The organism is Bacteroides sp. 43_46 (genome assembly GCF_001915455.1).
GTDB lineage: Bacteria > Bacteroidota > Bacteroidia > Bacteroidales > Bacteroidaceae > Bacteroides > Bacteroides caccae.
Genome location: NZ_MNQN01000133.1, coordinates 1 through 15,648 on the forward strand (window position 1 = coordinate 1; position 15,648 = coordinate 15,648).

At 44.3% G+C, this 15,648-nt stretch carries 15 protein-coding genes, 1 pseudogene and 1 riboswitch; of the genes and pseudogenes, 8 read left to right on the forward strand and 8 right to left on the reverse strand.

Translation table 11 applies throughout. The features are described from left to right. From BHV72_RS16870 to BHV72_RS16905, 8 genes and pseudogenes are all read right to left on the reverse strand, one after another. Positions 1 to 549, reverse strand: a 549-nt coding sequence (locus BHV72_RS16870) for a TRC40/GET3/ArsA family transport-energizing ATPase (RefSeq protein ID WP_286856961.1), incomplete at its 3' end; no start/stop codon positions are given. Between the two features lie 54 nt (positions 550 to 603). After that, the gene (gene arsD / locus BHV72_RS16875; protein WP_286856964.1) at positions 604 to 909 is read right to left on the reverse strand and encodes an arsenite efflux transporter metallochaperone ArsD; all 306 of its coding nucleotides are present in this window, start codon (positions 907 to 909) and stop codon (positions 604 to 606) included. A gap of 17 nt (positions 910 to 926) precedes the next feature. Beyond that, positions 927 to 1,591: pseudogene (locus tag BHV72_RS16880) on the reverse strand (aromatic aminobenezylarsenical efflux permease ArsG family transporter). A gap of 7 nt (positions 1,592 to 1,598) precedes the next feature. Further along, positions 1,599 to 2,027, reverse strand: coding sequence for a nitrophenyl compound nitroreductase subunit ArsF family protein (locus BHV72_RS16885; RefSeq protein WP_122264721.1), 429 nt, complete (start codon positions 2,025 to 2,027; stop codon positions 1,599 to 1,601). Positions 2,028 to 2,041: 14 nt separating this feature from the next. Continuing rightward, positions 2,042 to 2,275: a thioredoxin family protein gene (locus BHV72_RS16890; protein WP_122364798.1), complete on the reverse strand. Its 234-nt coding sequence runs from the start codon at positions 2,273 to 2,275 to the stop codon at positions 2,042 to 2,044. Positions 2,276 to 2,341: 66 nt separating this feature from the next. Further along, positions 2,342 to 2,650: an ArsR/SmtB family transcription factor gene (locus tag BHV72_RS16895; RefSeq protein WP_122264723.1), complete on the reverse strand. Its 309-nt coding sequence runs from the start codon at positions 2,648 to 2,650 to the stop codon at positions 2,342 to 2,344. 493 nt (positions 2,651 to 3,143) lie between these two features. Next, entirely contained in the window at positions 3,144 to 3,830 is a 687-nt protein-coding gene (locus BHV72_RS16900) for a YMGG-like glycine zipper-containing protein (RefSeq protein ID WP_005676159.1), read from the reverse strand. Between the two features lie 27 nt (positions 3,831 to 3,857). Continuing rightward, positions 3,858 to 6,230, reverse strand: a complete 2,373-nt coding sequence (locus tag BHV72_RS16905; protein WP_286856970.1) for an ATP-dependent helicase — start codon at positions 6,228 to 6,230, stop codon at positions 3,858 to 3,860. Positions 6,231 to 6,376: 146 nt separating this feature from the next. Between BHV72_RS16905 and BHV72_RS16910 the strand changes: the two genes are divergently transcribed. The 8 genes from BHV72_RS16910 to thiH all read left to right on the forward strand — a co-directional run bounded on the left by BHV72_RS16910 (position 6,377) and on the right by thiH (position 15,642). Beyond that, complete coding sequence (locus BHV72_RS16910) at positions 6,377 to 8,116, forward strand: RHS repeat protein (RefSeq protein ID WP_286856972.1); 1,740 nt, start codon at positions 6,377 to 6,379, stop codon at positions 8,114 to 8,116. Between the two features lie 75 nt (positions 8,117 to 8,191). Next, the gene (locus tag BHV72_RS16915) at positions 8,192 to 8,809 is read left to right on the forward strand and encodes a superoxide dismutase (RefSeq protein ID WP_005676162.1); all 618 of its coding nucleotides are present in this window, start codon (positions 8,192 to 8,194) and stop codon (positions 8,807 to 8,809) included. 156 nt (positions 8,810 to 8,965) lie between these two features. Continuing rightward, positions 8,966 to 10,948, forward strand: coding sequence for a sensor histidine kinase (locus BHV72_RS16920; protein WP_195651668.1), 1,983 nt, complete (start codon positions 8,966 to 8,968; stop codon positions 10,946 to 10,948). Between the two features lie 55 nt (positions 10,949 to 11,003). Continuing rightward, positions 11,004 to 11,097: riboswitch (TPP riboswitch) on the forward strand. Positions 11,098 to 11,158: 61 nt separating this feature from the next. Continuing rightward, positions 11,159 to 11,359, forward strand: coding sequence for a sulfur carrier protein ThiS (thiS, locus tag BHV72_RS16925; RefSeq protein WP_005676164.1), 201 nt, complete (start codon positions 11,159 to 11,161; stop codon positions 11,357 to 11,359). A gap of 4 nt (positions 11,360 to 11,363) precedes the next feature. Continuing rightward, on the forward strand, positions 11,364 to 11,981 hold the full coding sequence (locus tag BHV72_RS16930) for a thiamine phosphate synthase (RefSeq protein ID WP_055170914.1): 618 nt from the start codon (positions 11,364 to 11,366) through the stop codon (positions 11,979 to 11,981). A 10-nt stretch (positions 11,982 to 11,991) separates the two neighbouring features. Beyond that, positions 11,992 to 12,768, forward strand: coding sequence for a thiazole synthase (locus BHV72_RS16935; protein WP_005680887.1), 777 nt, complete (start codon positions 11,992 to 11,994; stop codon positions 12,766 to 12,768). A gap of 50 nt (positions 12,769 to 12,818) precedes the next feature. Further along, positions 12,819 to 14,507: a phosphomethylpyrimidine synthase ThiC gene (thiC, locus tag BHV72_RS16940; protein WP_005676167.1), complete on the forward strand. Its 1,689-nt coding sequence runs from the start codon at positions 12,819 to 12,821 to the stop codon at positions 14,505 to 14,507. Positions 14,508 to 14,517: 10 nt separating this feature from the next. Continuing rightward, a complete protein-coding gene (thiH, locus tag BHV72_RS16945) occupies positions 14,518 to 15,642 on the forward strand; it encodes a 2-iminoacetate synthase ThiH (protein WP_202191592.1) in 1,125 nt (374 codons plus the stop codon). Positions 15,643 to 15,648 lie beyond the last annotated feature (6 nt).

Here is a 15,648-nt window from a genome sequence, read left to right on the forward strand (position 1 = left end):
CAACCCTGACAACTGGCCTAAGCAAGACGCGCCATGTGTGCTCTCACTGATAAACGTACTCCAGGCAGACGGAAGTTGCAACATTCTTAGGGTATGCCCCGTTGGTGCTGTATCAAAAATGATATGATCGTATTCCCTTTGTTTGGCTTCATCGGTGATAAAGTCCGAAAATTCATTGAACGCTGCGATCTCCACCGTACAAGATCCGGAAAGTTGTTCTTCCATATTCCGGATTACACTTTCCGGCAATTTCCCACGATAGGGGGAAATCACGCTTTCCCGGTATTCTGCGGCGGCCTTTTCCGGATCGAGGTTTACAACCACGAGGCCGGGTACTTCGGATATATCCGTACCGTGCCCGTTTAATTCCTGCCCGAACACGTCTTGCAGGTTAGAGGCCGGATCTGTACTTATCAACAATATTTTTTTACCAAGATCCGCAAGACCGACAGCCGTAGCGCAAGCGATAGAAGTTTTACCTACGCCACCCTTACCAGTGAAAAACAAATACTTTGTCAGTTGTATATCGGATAAATTAAAATTCTTCATAATCTCATTATTTAATAATTGGAACAATATCTAAATTACCCCCCGTCCATTCGCTTAATTACCCCCCGTCCATTCGCTTAACTGCTTGTTGGTCGGATACCCCTTTGTAACCACTATCTCGCCCTCTACTATGGTAATCGGCAGACCGTCCGCACCCTCTTTCATCAAATAATCATTAACCGTTTTATTGCTGACATAAAGCTGCGGTTCATCTCGCAAATTATGGCGTTCAACAATGATTCCCTGTCTTTTGAGAGTTTCCAGAACAGCCGCAATCCTCATAAGGTCAGGGTTGATATTCGGGCCACACAATCCGGTAGGACAACACATCGCCGGGTCAAAAATTTCTATCTTTTTCATATTCTGTTTTATTTTAATTATAAGTAATTGATATATGCGTAATAAATACCGACTGCAATAAACAAGGCGGCAACCATTTACCTATTCCGGCAACGCTGTACGCCAATATCCACGCAACCAGGACAACAGGCAGGCCGGTAGCCACAGCATAGACAACGGGCAAAAGGTAGCCCCCCGGTTCTGTTGCCGACATGGGTATGAGCATCCCGAAATAAAACAGTCCACTAGTAGGGCAAAACGCCAGGGCGAAAAGCACTCCAAGCAAAAGACTGCCTAAATTTCCCTTTAACTTTTCGGTCCTTCCGGTTCCTGAAAAACCAAATTTTGGCAGGTTCAAACGATCTCCGAAAAGCATGAATATCCCTACAAATATCAAGACCGGAGCGATCAGCATCTCACTGTATTCGTTTATACCTTTCTGTAAGGAAAACATACTCGATCCCTCTTTCAGTATGGAGATCAGGATGATACCCAAAACCGTATAAGCCACAACACGCCCCAAAGTATAAAGCAATCCGCCTAAAAAGATCTTATTCCGGTTGCCTATATCCTTGCTGATAAAACCTATTGCCGTTATATTCGTCGCTAAAGGACAAGGACTTATAGCTGTAAGTAAACCAAGCAAGAAAGCGGTTATTACCGGGATATTGCTATTATCCAGAAGATTTTGAAGAAAATCCATATAACAGCTATTTTAGCAATTCATTTATTTTATTCTTTATCCCCTCTTTGAACACATCCGGTGATCCTTTTGCATTGGCAAAAGAAAATTCAGTCATGTTATTGACTGCTTCCTTTCCTCCTTTCCAGCCGTTTATATACAAAGACGACCATGTAACTTCATATTTTTCTACGGTCGCCTCATTTTTAGGATCAGAAATATCTATAACCTTATAGACGACTTTTCCTTTGGCGATTTGGTCTTTAAAAGTAGCTTCGATCACTTCATTCGTTAGTTTCTCGATCGCCCGGCAGGTAACACACCTTTGTTTTCCATGAAAACAGATCACTTCTACACGATCTCCTTGTACGGAAACTTCTTGTTTGTTTTCTGTCTTTGACTTTCCGGCACAGGAAAACAAAAGCAAACTGACTATAATCAAAAATAAATGTTTCATAGGTACTTTTGGGGTTATTGTTTTAATAATTCCATTACTTCGGGTAAGGATAATTTTTTCCCGGCAGAAACGACCTTTTCATTAATTACCAATGCGGGCAAGCTAAAGATATTATACTCCATGATTTTTAAAATATCTTCTTCTTTAAGTAATGTGGCATCTAAATTCAGATCTTTTACCGCCTGTTCCACTGTTGCGTACAAGGCCTTACAATTTGCACAGCCTGTACCTAAAACTTTAATTTCCATATTTCCTGTTTTATATATTAAACGTAATTCGCAAAACAACGAACAATATATTTAAAAAAAGGGCTGCTACTCACAGCAAGCACCTTTTTTACAAGCGCAATCGCAAAATAATTGAGCGAACAACTGTCTTGCTATCTCCCAATTTTCACGATTTATACAATATTTTACTTTGGGTGTTTCTATTTCACCCTGTATCAGCCCGGCATCTTTTAATTCTTTTAGATGCTGGGAAACGGTCGCTTTGGCAATAGGTAGTTCATCATAAATCTCCCCAAAATAACAACTTTCTTGCTTGGCAAGAAAGTTCAATATCGCTATTCTGGTAGGATGTCCCAAAGCTTTGGCAAAACGGGCAATCTGTTCCTGCTGCTCCATATACTTAATTCCTCCCTTGTTTTACTTTATCGTTCGCAAATATACGAACAATAAAGTAAAAAGCAAACTAATGTTCGTTTTTTAACGAACATTCATAGTAAGAACAAATTTCTGGTAGGGAGTTACACCAAGAACTTCTGACATTCACTATGTCGACATTCCGTTTACCGTTTAATTATTTAAACGTTTAGTTATTTAACTAATTAACTAATATTGGAGTATTTCCCGAAAGAAAAGTGTTTTTCAAAATAAAAAGAAACGCTCTCTGTTTTCCACTTCCCAAGAGTTCTTGTTTCGCTATCAAAATTCACTCCCACTTTGACCACCGATGATCTATTTTGTGAGGAATGGGCAATGGCATACTTTATTTCTGTATCAACAGAGTGACGCTATCGCATACAAATAGCAACGGTATAGAGACCGGATAGCTACGCTATTCCGACCCTATACCGTCGCTATATAAAGCCCAATATAATTGTGTTGATTTCTAGTCTCAGCGCTGTGTAGGCAGGGTAAATTCCTGCGAATCGCAAATTATTCCGTTCTCATCCGCCACCGCTACACGAAATGTTACCTCACCGTCTTTCAGTTTCTCGCCTGCATGAATGGAAGCGGTGTAACGAATACCTTCCCCCGGAAGGATTTCCTCTATCATCACAGAAGGAGAAATGCCGAGATGCTTCACCTTGCCCACTGTTTCTACCAAGGGGACAATATTATAGACAGGGTTCCGTCCTTCATTCATAATCTCAAAGATGATCTTGCTATTCTCTCCCGCATCAATCACATGACTACGGTTATCATCAATAAAACGAATCCTGCGCAGTTTCAGCTGGGTAAGAGGTCGCTGCACCTGTGGCTGTTTCTTATATTTCCGGACACGAACTTCCCGTACTTCAGGAATATAAGCATCCTCCTCTATCGGTTCTTGTCTCGGCGCTGTCAATGCATTCCCTATCGCTGCACCGGCAATGGTCCCTACAATATTTCCAATAGCAGAACCGCGATAACCGCCTCTCCAGCCATGATTATTATCTCCGATAAGCCCTCCTATCGAGCCGCCCAGACTTCCTCCGATAGAAGCGCCTGCCATGATAGCTCCCGGATTTCCCATACGCCCCGATGCACACCCGCTCAAAATCAAAGCGGAAAGCAAAATTACTGTTATTTGTTTCTTCATGACCTTCTCTATTTAGTGTGTTACTATTTATTTTATCACTTTAAAACGGGCAAAACGCAATAATAGTTGTTTGTCACCCGCATTTTTGAAATGAATGGTTGCTTTCGCATTATCTCCCGTTCCTTCCACTTTCATCACTTCACCCAGTCCGAAACGTTCGTGCTCTATCATCTGTCCGGCACGTACTCCCGTCACCGACGCAGCATTCGAAGCTGCCGACTGTGCACTACTGCTTCCACTCACCGCACTCACTTTTTTCAGGTTTCTCGGCACACTGGGGGCTATAATCTGTGCTTTCGAACGTGCACGCTGTTCGGAAGAACTACTACCGAAAGAAGCACGCGACGGAGAAGCGGAACGAGTGAAGCCTCCCTCAATCTCCCTGCGGAAACGCCCTGCGCCTTCATCAACCGAACGACTCACTCCTGCCTCATGCGGTAATTGCAAATAATGAACATCAATATCACGCAAGAAGCGGCTGGGACTTCCAAATTCCATTTTTCCGTAACGAAAACGGGTCTTTGCAAACGAAAGATAGCAATGTTCTTCCGCACGGGTGATCGCCACATAGAACAAACGGCGTTCTTCTTCCAATGCACGAGGAGAATCTCCTGCCATTCCACTGGGAAAGAGATTTTCTTCCAGCCCGACCACAAATACGTTCTTAAATTCCAGTCCTTTAGCCGAATGCACGGTCATCAAAGTTATCTTTTCCCCGTCATCCACTTTATCAGAGTCCTGATCGGTAAGCAAGGCAATCTCCGAAAGAAAATCGGTCAGGGAAATGTTCGGGTTACCTTCTTCCTGCCGCAAAGCACAAAAGTCATTCATCCCGTTCACCAACTCCTCGATATTTTCTTTCCTGCTCAAGTTTTCAGGCGACGTATCCTGACAGACATCATTGATGATACCGGACTGACGGATAATATCTGTTCCTATTTCGTATGCATTCTTATCCGCCTGACCGGTAATAAAACCCTCAATCAGTTCACGGAAACCTTGCAATTTCGCATGCGTCCCTTTATTGATATTGAGCCCATAACTCAATGGTTCACAAAGTGCCGCCCAAAGGCTGACGCCATTATCGGTAGCCGCCGATATAATCTTTCCGACAGTAGTATCCCCGATACCACGGGCAGGATAATTAATGATACGTTTGAACGCTTCTTCATCATTCGGATTCACCACCAACCGGAAGTAAGCAATCACATCCTTTATCTCCTTACGCTGGTAAAACGAGAGTCCTCCATATATCTTATAGGGCATACTTCGTTTCCGAAGTGCTTCCTCAAAAACACGGCTCTGCGCATTCGTTCGATATAAGATAGCAAATTCGGCATATCCGTAACGAAACTCCCGGCGCAATTCTGCTATTTTGTTCGCCACAATATCCCCTTCTTCCACATCACTGTAAGCTTGAAATACCCCAATCGGCTCTCCCTTTTCTTTCTCCGAGAATACGGCTTTCCGTATCTGACGTTCATTCTTCTCAATCAGACTGTTGGCAGCACAGACGATCGTTTGCGTAGAACGATAATTCTGTTCCAACTTGAAGACTTTCGTATCCGGATAGATTTTTGTAAAATAAAGGATGTTGTCAATATCCGCACCCCGGAAGGAGTAGATACTCTGTGCATCATCCCCTACCACGCAGACACGCTGGTTTTCCTTCGTCAGTTGCAGGACAATGCTGTGCTGCGCATAGTTCGTATCTTGATACTCGTCCACCAACACATAACGGAACTGATCACGATAACGCGCCAGCACATCCGGGAAATCACGGAACAGGATATAAGTATACACCAGCAAATCATCGAAGTCCATTGCCCCGGCCTGGCGGCATCTCTCCCAGTAACGGGTATAAATATCACGGATAGCAGGCATTTTAGCGGCCATATCGCCTTCATAAGCCTCTTTGTTAGCGGCATATCCCGTAGGAGTGACCAGATGATTTTTGGCATTGGAAATACGTGCCTGTACGACTCCCGGCTTATAGGTCTTTTCATCCAAACCCATTTCCTTAATGATTGAACGAAGCAGACTTTTGCTATCTGCCGTATCATAAATAGTAAATTGGGAAGTAAATCCGATATATGATGCTTCGGCACGAAGGATACGGGAGAAAATGGAATGGAAAGTGCCCATCCACAAATAACGTGCCCGCTCCATACCTACCTGACGGGCAATACGCTCCTTCATCTCACGCGCCGCCTTATTGGTAAAGGTCAGTGCAAGGATGTTCCACGGGTTGTAACCGTTCTCAAGCAAATAGGCAATTTTATAAGTCAATACGCGCGTCTTTCCCGAACCGGCACCGGCTATTACCAGCGAAGGTCCGTCGTTATAAGTCACTGCAGCACACTGACTCTCATTCAACTCCTCTATATAATTGGTATTCATAACAGCATTATAAAAACTATGAGGATTTTTAACAAACCCTTGGCGTTCAATTTTGTTCTCAATACAAAAGTATAATATTCATTTGAGAATGAAGGTATTTTTATGATTTTTCATCACTAACTATTTTAACCTAACCCCCAAAAGCAATGAAAAGAGGTATATTTTTATCAATTATCTTAGGCTTGTGCCTGATTACCTGCATTCCGCAGGTCATGGCGCAAAAACAAAGCCGCATGGAAAAGTTGCTCAGGTATCTGAACGACAACGACGCCGACAAATGGCAGAAGAACCGCGAAAAGCTGGATGATGAGACGCAAACTTATTACTCTGAAGAACTGGCACTGCTGGATGTGCTCCACCAATTATGGAATGAACATAGCGAACAGGCTGCCACAAACTATTTCGGATGTTACGGGAAAGCTTTCCAAGGAAATTTTTCCACGATTTGTGACGAAGAAAAAATACAGCTTTCCGATGTACGGAACAGAGCTGAACAGTCGATTATCTACATCCTGGAAGGCTCGAAGGACAAGATTCCTTTCAGCCGGGCAGTGATAGACAGCATTTGCTCGACTGATTATCCGGCCGACTCCGTAATGCTGCAAAGGCTACGGGATATTCGCGAACTGGCATTATTGGAAGGTATGCTAAAAACACCCACGCCCGGCACTTATCAGACGTATCTCGCAGAATATCCAAACGGAAAGTTCATCGCACAAGTCAACGCTGCCGAAAACAAACGGCTCTATCAACTTGTGGAAAAAGATCCTTCTTCCGGAAATTTCAAAGCATTCTTCGACAATGCCGATATGCAGAAATTTTTCAAGGATAAAGACAGTCGTCCTTATCTTGCGGAGGTACGTTCGCTTTACGACAATTTCCTGTTCCAGCACATCGACAGTCTCCAAAAAGAAGGGAATGCCACTGCGATCCGCCAAATTATCGACGACTACAAGCATACGCCGTACCTGACTGCCGCCGCCCGTACTCATCTGGATGATTTGGAGTACTTGAGCGAGAAAGCTGATTTTGAACTGTTGAAACCGGCTATTGTCAATTCTGAGTCTTTGAGTTTACTGAAAGATTTTCTCTGTACACATCATTACAAAGAATTTCGTGACCAGGCAAATGCACTACGTAACCCATTCGTCTTGCAAGCCATTCTCGCCACTCCTACTTCTGTAAAATATTACAATCAGGGAAGGTTGATAAAGTCCGTAGAAAATGATAGTACGGGAAATATCTCAACCACTTATACATACAATGAGAAAGGACAGCTCACCTCTATGCTTTCAATCACCGAAAAAAACGGGCAAATAAGTAACGAGATACAAACGAACAGACTGTACGATCCGCAAGGGCACTGCATCTTTGAGGTGAAGACGAATCCGAAAACCAAAACGGACATTTACCGGCAAACACGCCGCATTGGTGCCGACGGAAGCATAGAAAGCGACTCGCTGAAATATACGGACGGAAGATTCGCTGTCAGCACCTACAACAAGCAGGGACAACTGACAGAAACCAAGGAATACAACAAGAACGGGGAACTTCAGGCATATAAGGCCAATAAGTATGACGAAAAAGGACGGCTGACGGAATCACAACACCAAAATCTGCTGTTCGCCAACGTACCGGATCAAATTCTTTCTCAAAAAGAATCGTATGAATATGACAAATACGGTTACCTGACCCGGATAGTTTACCAACGCATAACGGGCAATAACCAGAAAACTTCCGGTTACCTGACTTGCCTGTACGATGATTATGGTAACCGGATTGACGGTAACTCCTATTACGAATATGATAATACAGGACAATGGATCTATCGCGCAGACCGCGACAATCCGAAGGAAACAGAGCGTGTACAGTACATTTACAAATAAAATGAGATGTAGTGAACCTTTTCCGCCAACCTGCTGTTATTATAGTATAACAAGCCAATTAAAACTTGTAACATTATGAATACTATATTAATGTCTTTAATAATTATGACCATGACTTACGAAATGCCAAAACTTCCCTACGCAAACAATGCGTTGGAACCTGTAATCAGTCAGCAAACAATAGATTTCCATTACGGAAAGCATCTACAAACGTATGTAAATAATCTGAATAGCCTTGTGCCCGGAACAGAATATGAAGGTAAAACGGTAGAAGAAATCGTCGCCTCAGCACCGGACGGAGCTATATTCAATAATGCGGGACAAGTATTGAACCACAATCTGTACTTCCTGCAATTCGCCCCGAAACCTTCGAAGAAAGAACCCGGAGGCAAACTGGGAGAAGCAATCAAACGTGACTTCGGCAGCTTCGAGAACTTCAAGAAAGAATTCAATGCAGCAGCAGTCGGATTGTTTGGTTCTGGTTGGGCCTGGTTGTCCGTAGACAAGAACGGTAAACTGCATATCACCAAAGAAAGTAACGGAAGTAACCCGGTACGCGCCGGGCTGAAACCTCTTCTCGGATTTGACGTGTGGGAACACTCTTACTACCTGGATTACCAGAACCGCCGCGCCGACCACGTGAACGCCCTGTGGAATATCATCGACTGGGATGTGGTAGAAAAAAGAATGTAACCGGACGCATATAATAAACTAAACTATACTATTGAAAAGGTCGTTGTGAATTTCACAGCGGCCTTTTTTCTAGCATAAAAAAAGGTAATATATTTATTGGATATCAGCTACATAAGTTGTATTTTTGCGATACTTGAATCAACATAACAAACAATTATGACACTTTATAAAAGAAATAAGATATTGTTCATTGTCTTCATTGCTCTCCTATTCTTCTCCCCCCGTTTATGCAATGCTGCCGACACAGAAGAATCTGCAGAAGAGATACTTTTCATTACCTCCTATAATTCTGATACTAAATATACCTACGACAACATATCAACATTTATACAGACTTATACCCAACTGGGCGGAAAGTACTCCACTATCGTAGAAAATATGAATGTAACGGATTTGTCACAGGCCCATAAATGGAAAGAAACGCTAACCGAGATTCTGGATAAACATCCGGGTGCAAAATTAGTTATTTTCCTCGGCGGTGAGGCATGGAGCAGCTTCCTTCATCTCGAAGATGAGAAATACAAAAGACTCCCCGTATTCTTTGCAATGGCATCCCGCAACGGCATCCGAATTCCGGATGAGCCTATTGATATGCAACAATATGAACCCCAGAGCATTGACTTGACGGAACGAATGAAAGAATATAATGTAAAATACTGTTCTTCATACGAATACGATATTAACAAGGATATAGAAATGATGAAATATTTCTATCCGGAAATGGAACATCTGGCATTTGTTTCGGATAATACATACAACGGTCTTGCCGAACAGGCCTGGTTTAAAAAGAATCTGAAAAATCATCCGGAACTGTCTATCACTTACATCGACGGCCGAATCCATACACTTGATATGGCGGTCAACCAATTACGTGTTCTCCCCAAAAATTCGGTAATGCTGCTTGGCATCTGGCGAATCGATAACAGAGGAATCACCTATATGAATAATTCCGTTTATGCTTTCTCCAAAGCAAATCCTTTATTGCCTGTGTTCAGTCTGACGTCCACCGCAATAGGTTATTGGGCTATCGGAGGATATGTCCCCCAATATGAAGGGATAGCCAAAGGAATGGGAGAATACGCATATCAGTTTCTGGATAAAGGGAAAAATGACATCCGTAGCATTAATATATTACCCAACAAATATAAATTTGATGCCAATAAATTAAAAGAATGGGGATTTGAAGACAAGAAGTTACCCATTAATTCAATCGTAATCAACCAGCCGATCCCTTTCTTTGTGGCCTACAAAACGGAAGTACAGTTTATCCTGCTCACCTTCCTTGTATTGATAGGCGGACTGATGATTGCATTGTATTACTATTACCGGACTAAAATTCTGAAGAATCGTCTGGAAAGAACAACGAAACAACTACGGGAAGATAAAAAGAAACTGGAAGCGTCGGGGATAGAATTGCGTGACGCCAAAGAGCGTGCGGAGGAAGCCAACCAGCTAAAGAGTGCTTTTGTGTCGAATATGAGTCACGAAATACGTACGCCATTAAATGCAATCGTAGGTTTCTCCAGTTTGCTAATCAATTCCGTAGAACCTTCGGAAGAATTACAAGAATATGCCAATATCATCCAGACCAATTCTAACCTGTTGCTACAGCTTATCAGCGACGTACTGGATGTCTCGCGTCTCGAATCGGGAAAGCTGCAATTCAACTATGAATGGTGCGAACTGGTGACTCATTGCCAAAATATGATTACCCTGACCAACCGGAACAAAACAACGAATGCAGACGTCAGGCTGCAAATGCCCAAAGAGCCATATATGCTCTATACCGACCCGTTGCGTCTGCAACAAATCATCATCAACCTGCTGAATAATGCGTTAAAATTCACTCCCGCCGGAGGAAGCATTACATTGGATTACACGGTGGACAAAGAAAAACAGTGTATACTATTTTCTGTGACCGACACTGGTACAGGAATCCCCGAAGACAAGCAGGAACTTGTATTCCAACGCTTCGAGAAGTTGAATGAATTTGTACAGGGAACAGGGTTGGGACTGGCTATCTGTAAACTGACGATTCAATATATGGGAGGTGATATCTGGATTGACAAAGATTACAAAGGCGGAGCGCGATTTATCTTCTCTCATCCTATCAAAGAAAGGGAATCAACAGAAAAATGAAAAAAAATCGGTTGATTTAGTGTTTTTCTGTTTCTTTTTCGCTTACTTTGCCCCCGTAAAGACAAAGGGGTGCCCCACGAGGGGCTGAGATTATACCCTAGGAACCTGAGGCAGTTAGCACTGACGTAGGGATTGTGTTTCTTCTTATCGCCTTTCTTATAAAAGCACGCTCTTTGTATTTACTTTCAACTTATTTATTTTGATAGGACAATGAAAGTACAAGTGAACAACAAAGAGGTGGAAATAACTCCCGGCTCTACCCTTACCCAACTGACAGTGCAACTGGAGCTTCCGGTTCAAGGCATCGCTATCGCTGTAAACAACAAAATGATTCCCCGTACCGAATGGGAACGTTTTTCGTTGCACGAGAATGACAATCTGGTAATTATCAAAGCGGCTTGCGGAGGATAGTAAGATGATCAGTCTACAATTTATCACTCATCGGACCGAACGGTATTCTTACTTCGAATCGGCACGTATGGCACTCGAAGGAGGCTGCAAATGGATTCAGTTACGCATGAAGGACGCACCACTCGATGAAGTGGAAGCGGTAGCCTTGCAACTAAAACCGCTCTGCAAAGAGCATGAAGCTATCCTGATTCTGGACGACCACGTCGAACTGGCTAAGAAACTGGAAGTGGACGGTGTGCATCTGGGAAAGAAGGATATGCCTATCGATCAGGCAAGACAGATACTCGGAGAAGCCTTTATCATTGGCGGCACAGCCAATACGTTCGAGGATGTCCTACTGCATTATCGTGCCGGAGCAGATTACCTCGGTATCGGTCCTTTCCGCTTTACAACGACCAAGCAGAATCTGAGCCCTGTTCTGGGCTTGGAAGGCTATGTCTCTATCCTCGCGCAAATGCAGGAGGCACATATCGAGCTGCCGGTAGTAGCTATCGGAGGAATCACTTACGAAGATATTCCCGCCATACTACGCACGGGAGTGAACGGCATTGCCCTATCGGGAACGATTCTCCGGGCAAACGATCCGGTAGAAGAAACAAGAAGGATTTTAAATAACAACTAATTTATAGGATATGGAAAAGTTAGTAATTGCGGGACGTGAATTTAATTCCCGCCTTTTCCTGGGAACAGGAAAATTCAACTCCAACGAAGTAATGGAACAAGCTATTCTGGCATCGGGTACGGAAATGGTAACCGTAGCCATGAAGCGCATCGACATGGACGATAAAGAGGACGATATGCTGAAACATATTATCCACCCACATATCCAGCTATTACCCAACACTTCCGGCGTGCGGGACGCTGAAGAAGCTGTATTTGCCGCACAAATGGCCCGTGAGGCATTCGGTACAAACTGGCTGAAGCTGGAGATTCATCCGGACCCGCGTTATCTGCTCCCCGACTCTATCGAGACACTGAAAGCCACGGAAGAACTTGTCAAATTAGGCTTTGTGGTATTGCCTTATTGTCAGGCAGACCCTGTGCTCTGTAAACGACTGGAAGAAGCAGGTGCGGCTACGGTCATGCCTCTCGGCGCTCCGATCGGCACGAACAAAGGATTGCAAACGAAAGAATTCCTGCAGATTATTATCGAACAGGCGGGAATTCCGGTAGTAGTAGACGCCGGTATCGGCGCTCCTAGCCATGCTGCCGAAGCAATGGAACTGGGTGCATCCGCCGTATTGGTGAATACGGCAATAGCTGTTGCCGGAAACCCGGTAGAAATGGCCAAAGCTTTCAAAGCCGCTACTGAAGCCGGAAGACAGGCTTACGAAGCGGGGCTGGGACTGCAAGCCTTCAATTTTGAAGCAGAGGCAAGCTCACCATTAACTGCATTTCTTGATAAATAAAATTAAAGCGTAGTCGACAACCTGACTACTCAGTTGCTTAAAAAACAATTATGGAACAAAGAATAAAATTTCCCCGCTCCCAAAAAGTATATCTACCCGGCAAACTTTATCCGAATATCCGCGTGGCGATGCGGAAAGTAGAACAAGTGCCCAGTGTCAGTTTCGAAGGAGAAGAAAAAATAGCTACGCCTAATCCGGAAGTATACGTATATGACACCAGCGGTCCGTTCAGTGACACTGAAATGAACATCGACTTAAAGAAAGGACTGCCTCGTATGCGTGAGGAATGGATTGTAAGCCGGGGTGACGTAGAACGTCTACCTGAAATCACTTCGGAATACGGCCGAATGAGAAGGGATGATAAAAGCCTGGACCACCTGCGCTTTGAACATATCGCTCTACCTTATCGTGCCAAAAAAGGAGAAGCTATTACCCAAATGGCGTATGCGAAAAAAGGAATAATCACTCCCGAAATGGAGTATGTAGCTATTCGTGAGAATATGAACTGCGAGGAGTTAGGAATAGAAACACATATTACTCCCGAATTTGTCCGTCAGGAAATAGCAGCCGGACGTGCCATATTACCCGCCAATATCAATCATCCCGAAGCTGAGCCTATGATTATCGGCCGCAATTTCCTGGTAAAAATCAATACGAACATAGGTAATTCCGCCACTACTTCAAGTATTGATGAAGAAGTAGAGAAAGCATTGTGGAGCTGCAAATGGGGCGGAGACACACTAATGGATCTCTCGACAGGAGAAAATATCCACGAAACACGTGAATGGATTATCCGTAACTGCCCTGTGCCGGTCGGCACCGTACCTATCTACCAGGCTCTTGAAAAGGTGAACGGTGTAGTGGAAGACCTGAATTGGGAAATCTACCGTGACACCCTCATCGAACAATGCGAGCAAGGAGTGGATTACTTCACGATTCATGCAGGTATCCGCCGCCATAATGTACACCTCGCCGACAAACGTTTATGCGGTATTGTCAGCCGTGGAGGAAGTATTATGAGCAAATGGTGTCTGATGCATGACCGCGAAAGTTTCCTATATGAACACTTCGACGATATCTGCGATATTCTGGCTCAATATGACGTTGCGGTGTCTTTGGGTGACGGACTTCGTCCGGGCTCTATCCACGATGCCAACGATGAAGCGCAGTTCGCCGAGCTGGACACTATGGGCGAGTTGGTGCTCCGCGCCTGGGACAAGAATGTGCAAGCCTTTATCGAAGGTCCCGGACACGTGCCCATGCATAAGATCAAGGAAAATATGGAACGCCAAATCGAAAAATGCCATGATGCGCCGTTCTATACGCTCGGCCCATTGGTCACGGACATCGCTCCGGGATATGACCATATCACCTCCGCTATCGGTGCAGCGCAAATCGGCTGGCTCGGAACGGCTATGCTGTGCTATGTTACTCCAAAGGAACATCTCGCCCTGCCGGACAAGGAGGACGTACGTGTAGGGGTCATTACTTATAAAATAGCTGCACATGCCGCCGACCTGGCTAAAGGGCATCCGGGAGCACAGGTACGTGACAATGCGCTAAGCAAAGCCCGCTATGAGTTCCGCTGGAAGGACCAGTTCGACCTGTCACTTGATCCGGAACGGGCACAGACCTATTTCCGTGCAGGACATCATATCGACGGAGAATACTGTACCATGTGCGGACCGAACTTCTGTGCTATGAGACTATCACGTGATTTAAAGAAAAACAAGAAATAACTCTAACAATATGTTCTCAGACGAATTAGAAAAAATATCCTGGGAAGAGACGACAAAAGCCATCTATTCCAAGACAGATGCCGATGTACGCCGGGCTTTAGGCAAATCCGGGCATCTGGACGTCAATGATTTTATGGCACTCATTTCGCCCGCCGCTACTCCTTATCTGGAAGTTATGGCACGGCTCAGCCAGAAATATACCATGGAACGGTTCGGCAAGACAATCTCCATGTTCGTGCCGCTTTACATCACCAATTCATGTACCAATTCCTGTGTGTACTGCGGTTTCCATATCAGTAATCCGATGAAAAGGACCATACTGACGGAGGAAGAAATCATCAACGAATACAAAGCTATCAAACGACTGGCACCCTTCGAGAATCTTCTGCTTGTTACGGGTGAAAATCCTGCTGCTGCAGGTGTCCCTTACATTGCCCGTGCACTGGATCTGGCAAAGCCTTACTTCAGCAACCTGCAAATTGAAGTAATGCCTCTTAAAACAGAAGAATACAAGGAACTGACGCAACACGGATTGAACGGAGTGATCTGCTTCCAGGAGACTTACAACAAGGCGAACTACAAAATTTATCACCCGAGAGGAATGAAATCCAAATTCGAATGGCGCGTCAACGGTTTCGACCGTATGGGGCAGGCAGGAGTACACAAAATCGGTATGGGAGTTTTAATCGGACTGGAAGAATGGCGCACGGATGTAACCATGTTGGCCTATCATCTCCGTTACTTGCAGAAGCATTATTGGAAGACAAAATATAGCGTTAACTTCCCGCGTATGCGTCCGTCCGAAAACGGAGGGTTCCAGCCAAATGTTATCATGAACGACCGGGAACTTGCCCAACTGACGTTTGCCATGCGAATCTTCGATCACGATGTAGATATCTCCTACTCTACCCGTGAAAGTGCAGAAATCCGTAACCACATGGCAACTCTGGGTGTGACGACCATGAGTGCAGAAAGCAAAACCGAACCGGGCGGATATTATAGTTATCCGCAAACGCTGGAGCAGTTTCATGTGAGCGATGAACGGAAAGCGGTAGAAGTAGAACGTGACCTGAAAAAACTGGGACGTGAACCGGTATGGAAAGACTGGGACCAGGCTTTTGACTTTAAAAGATAAAAACGG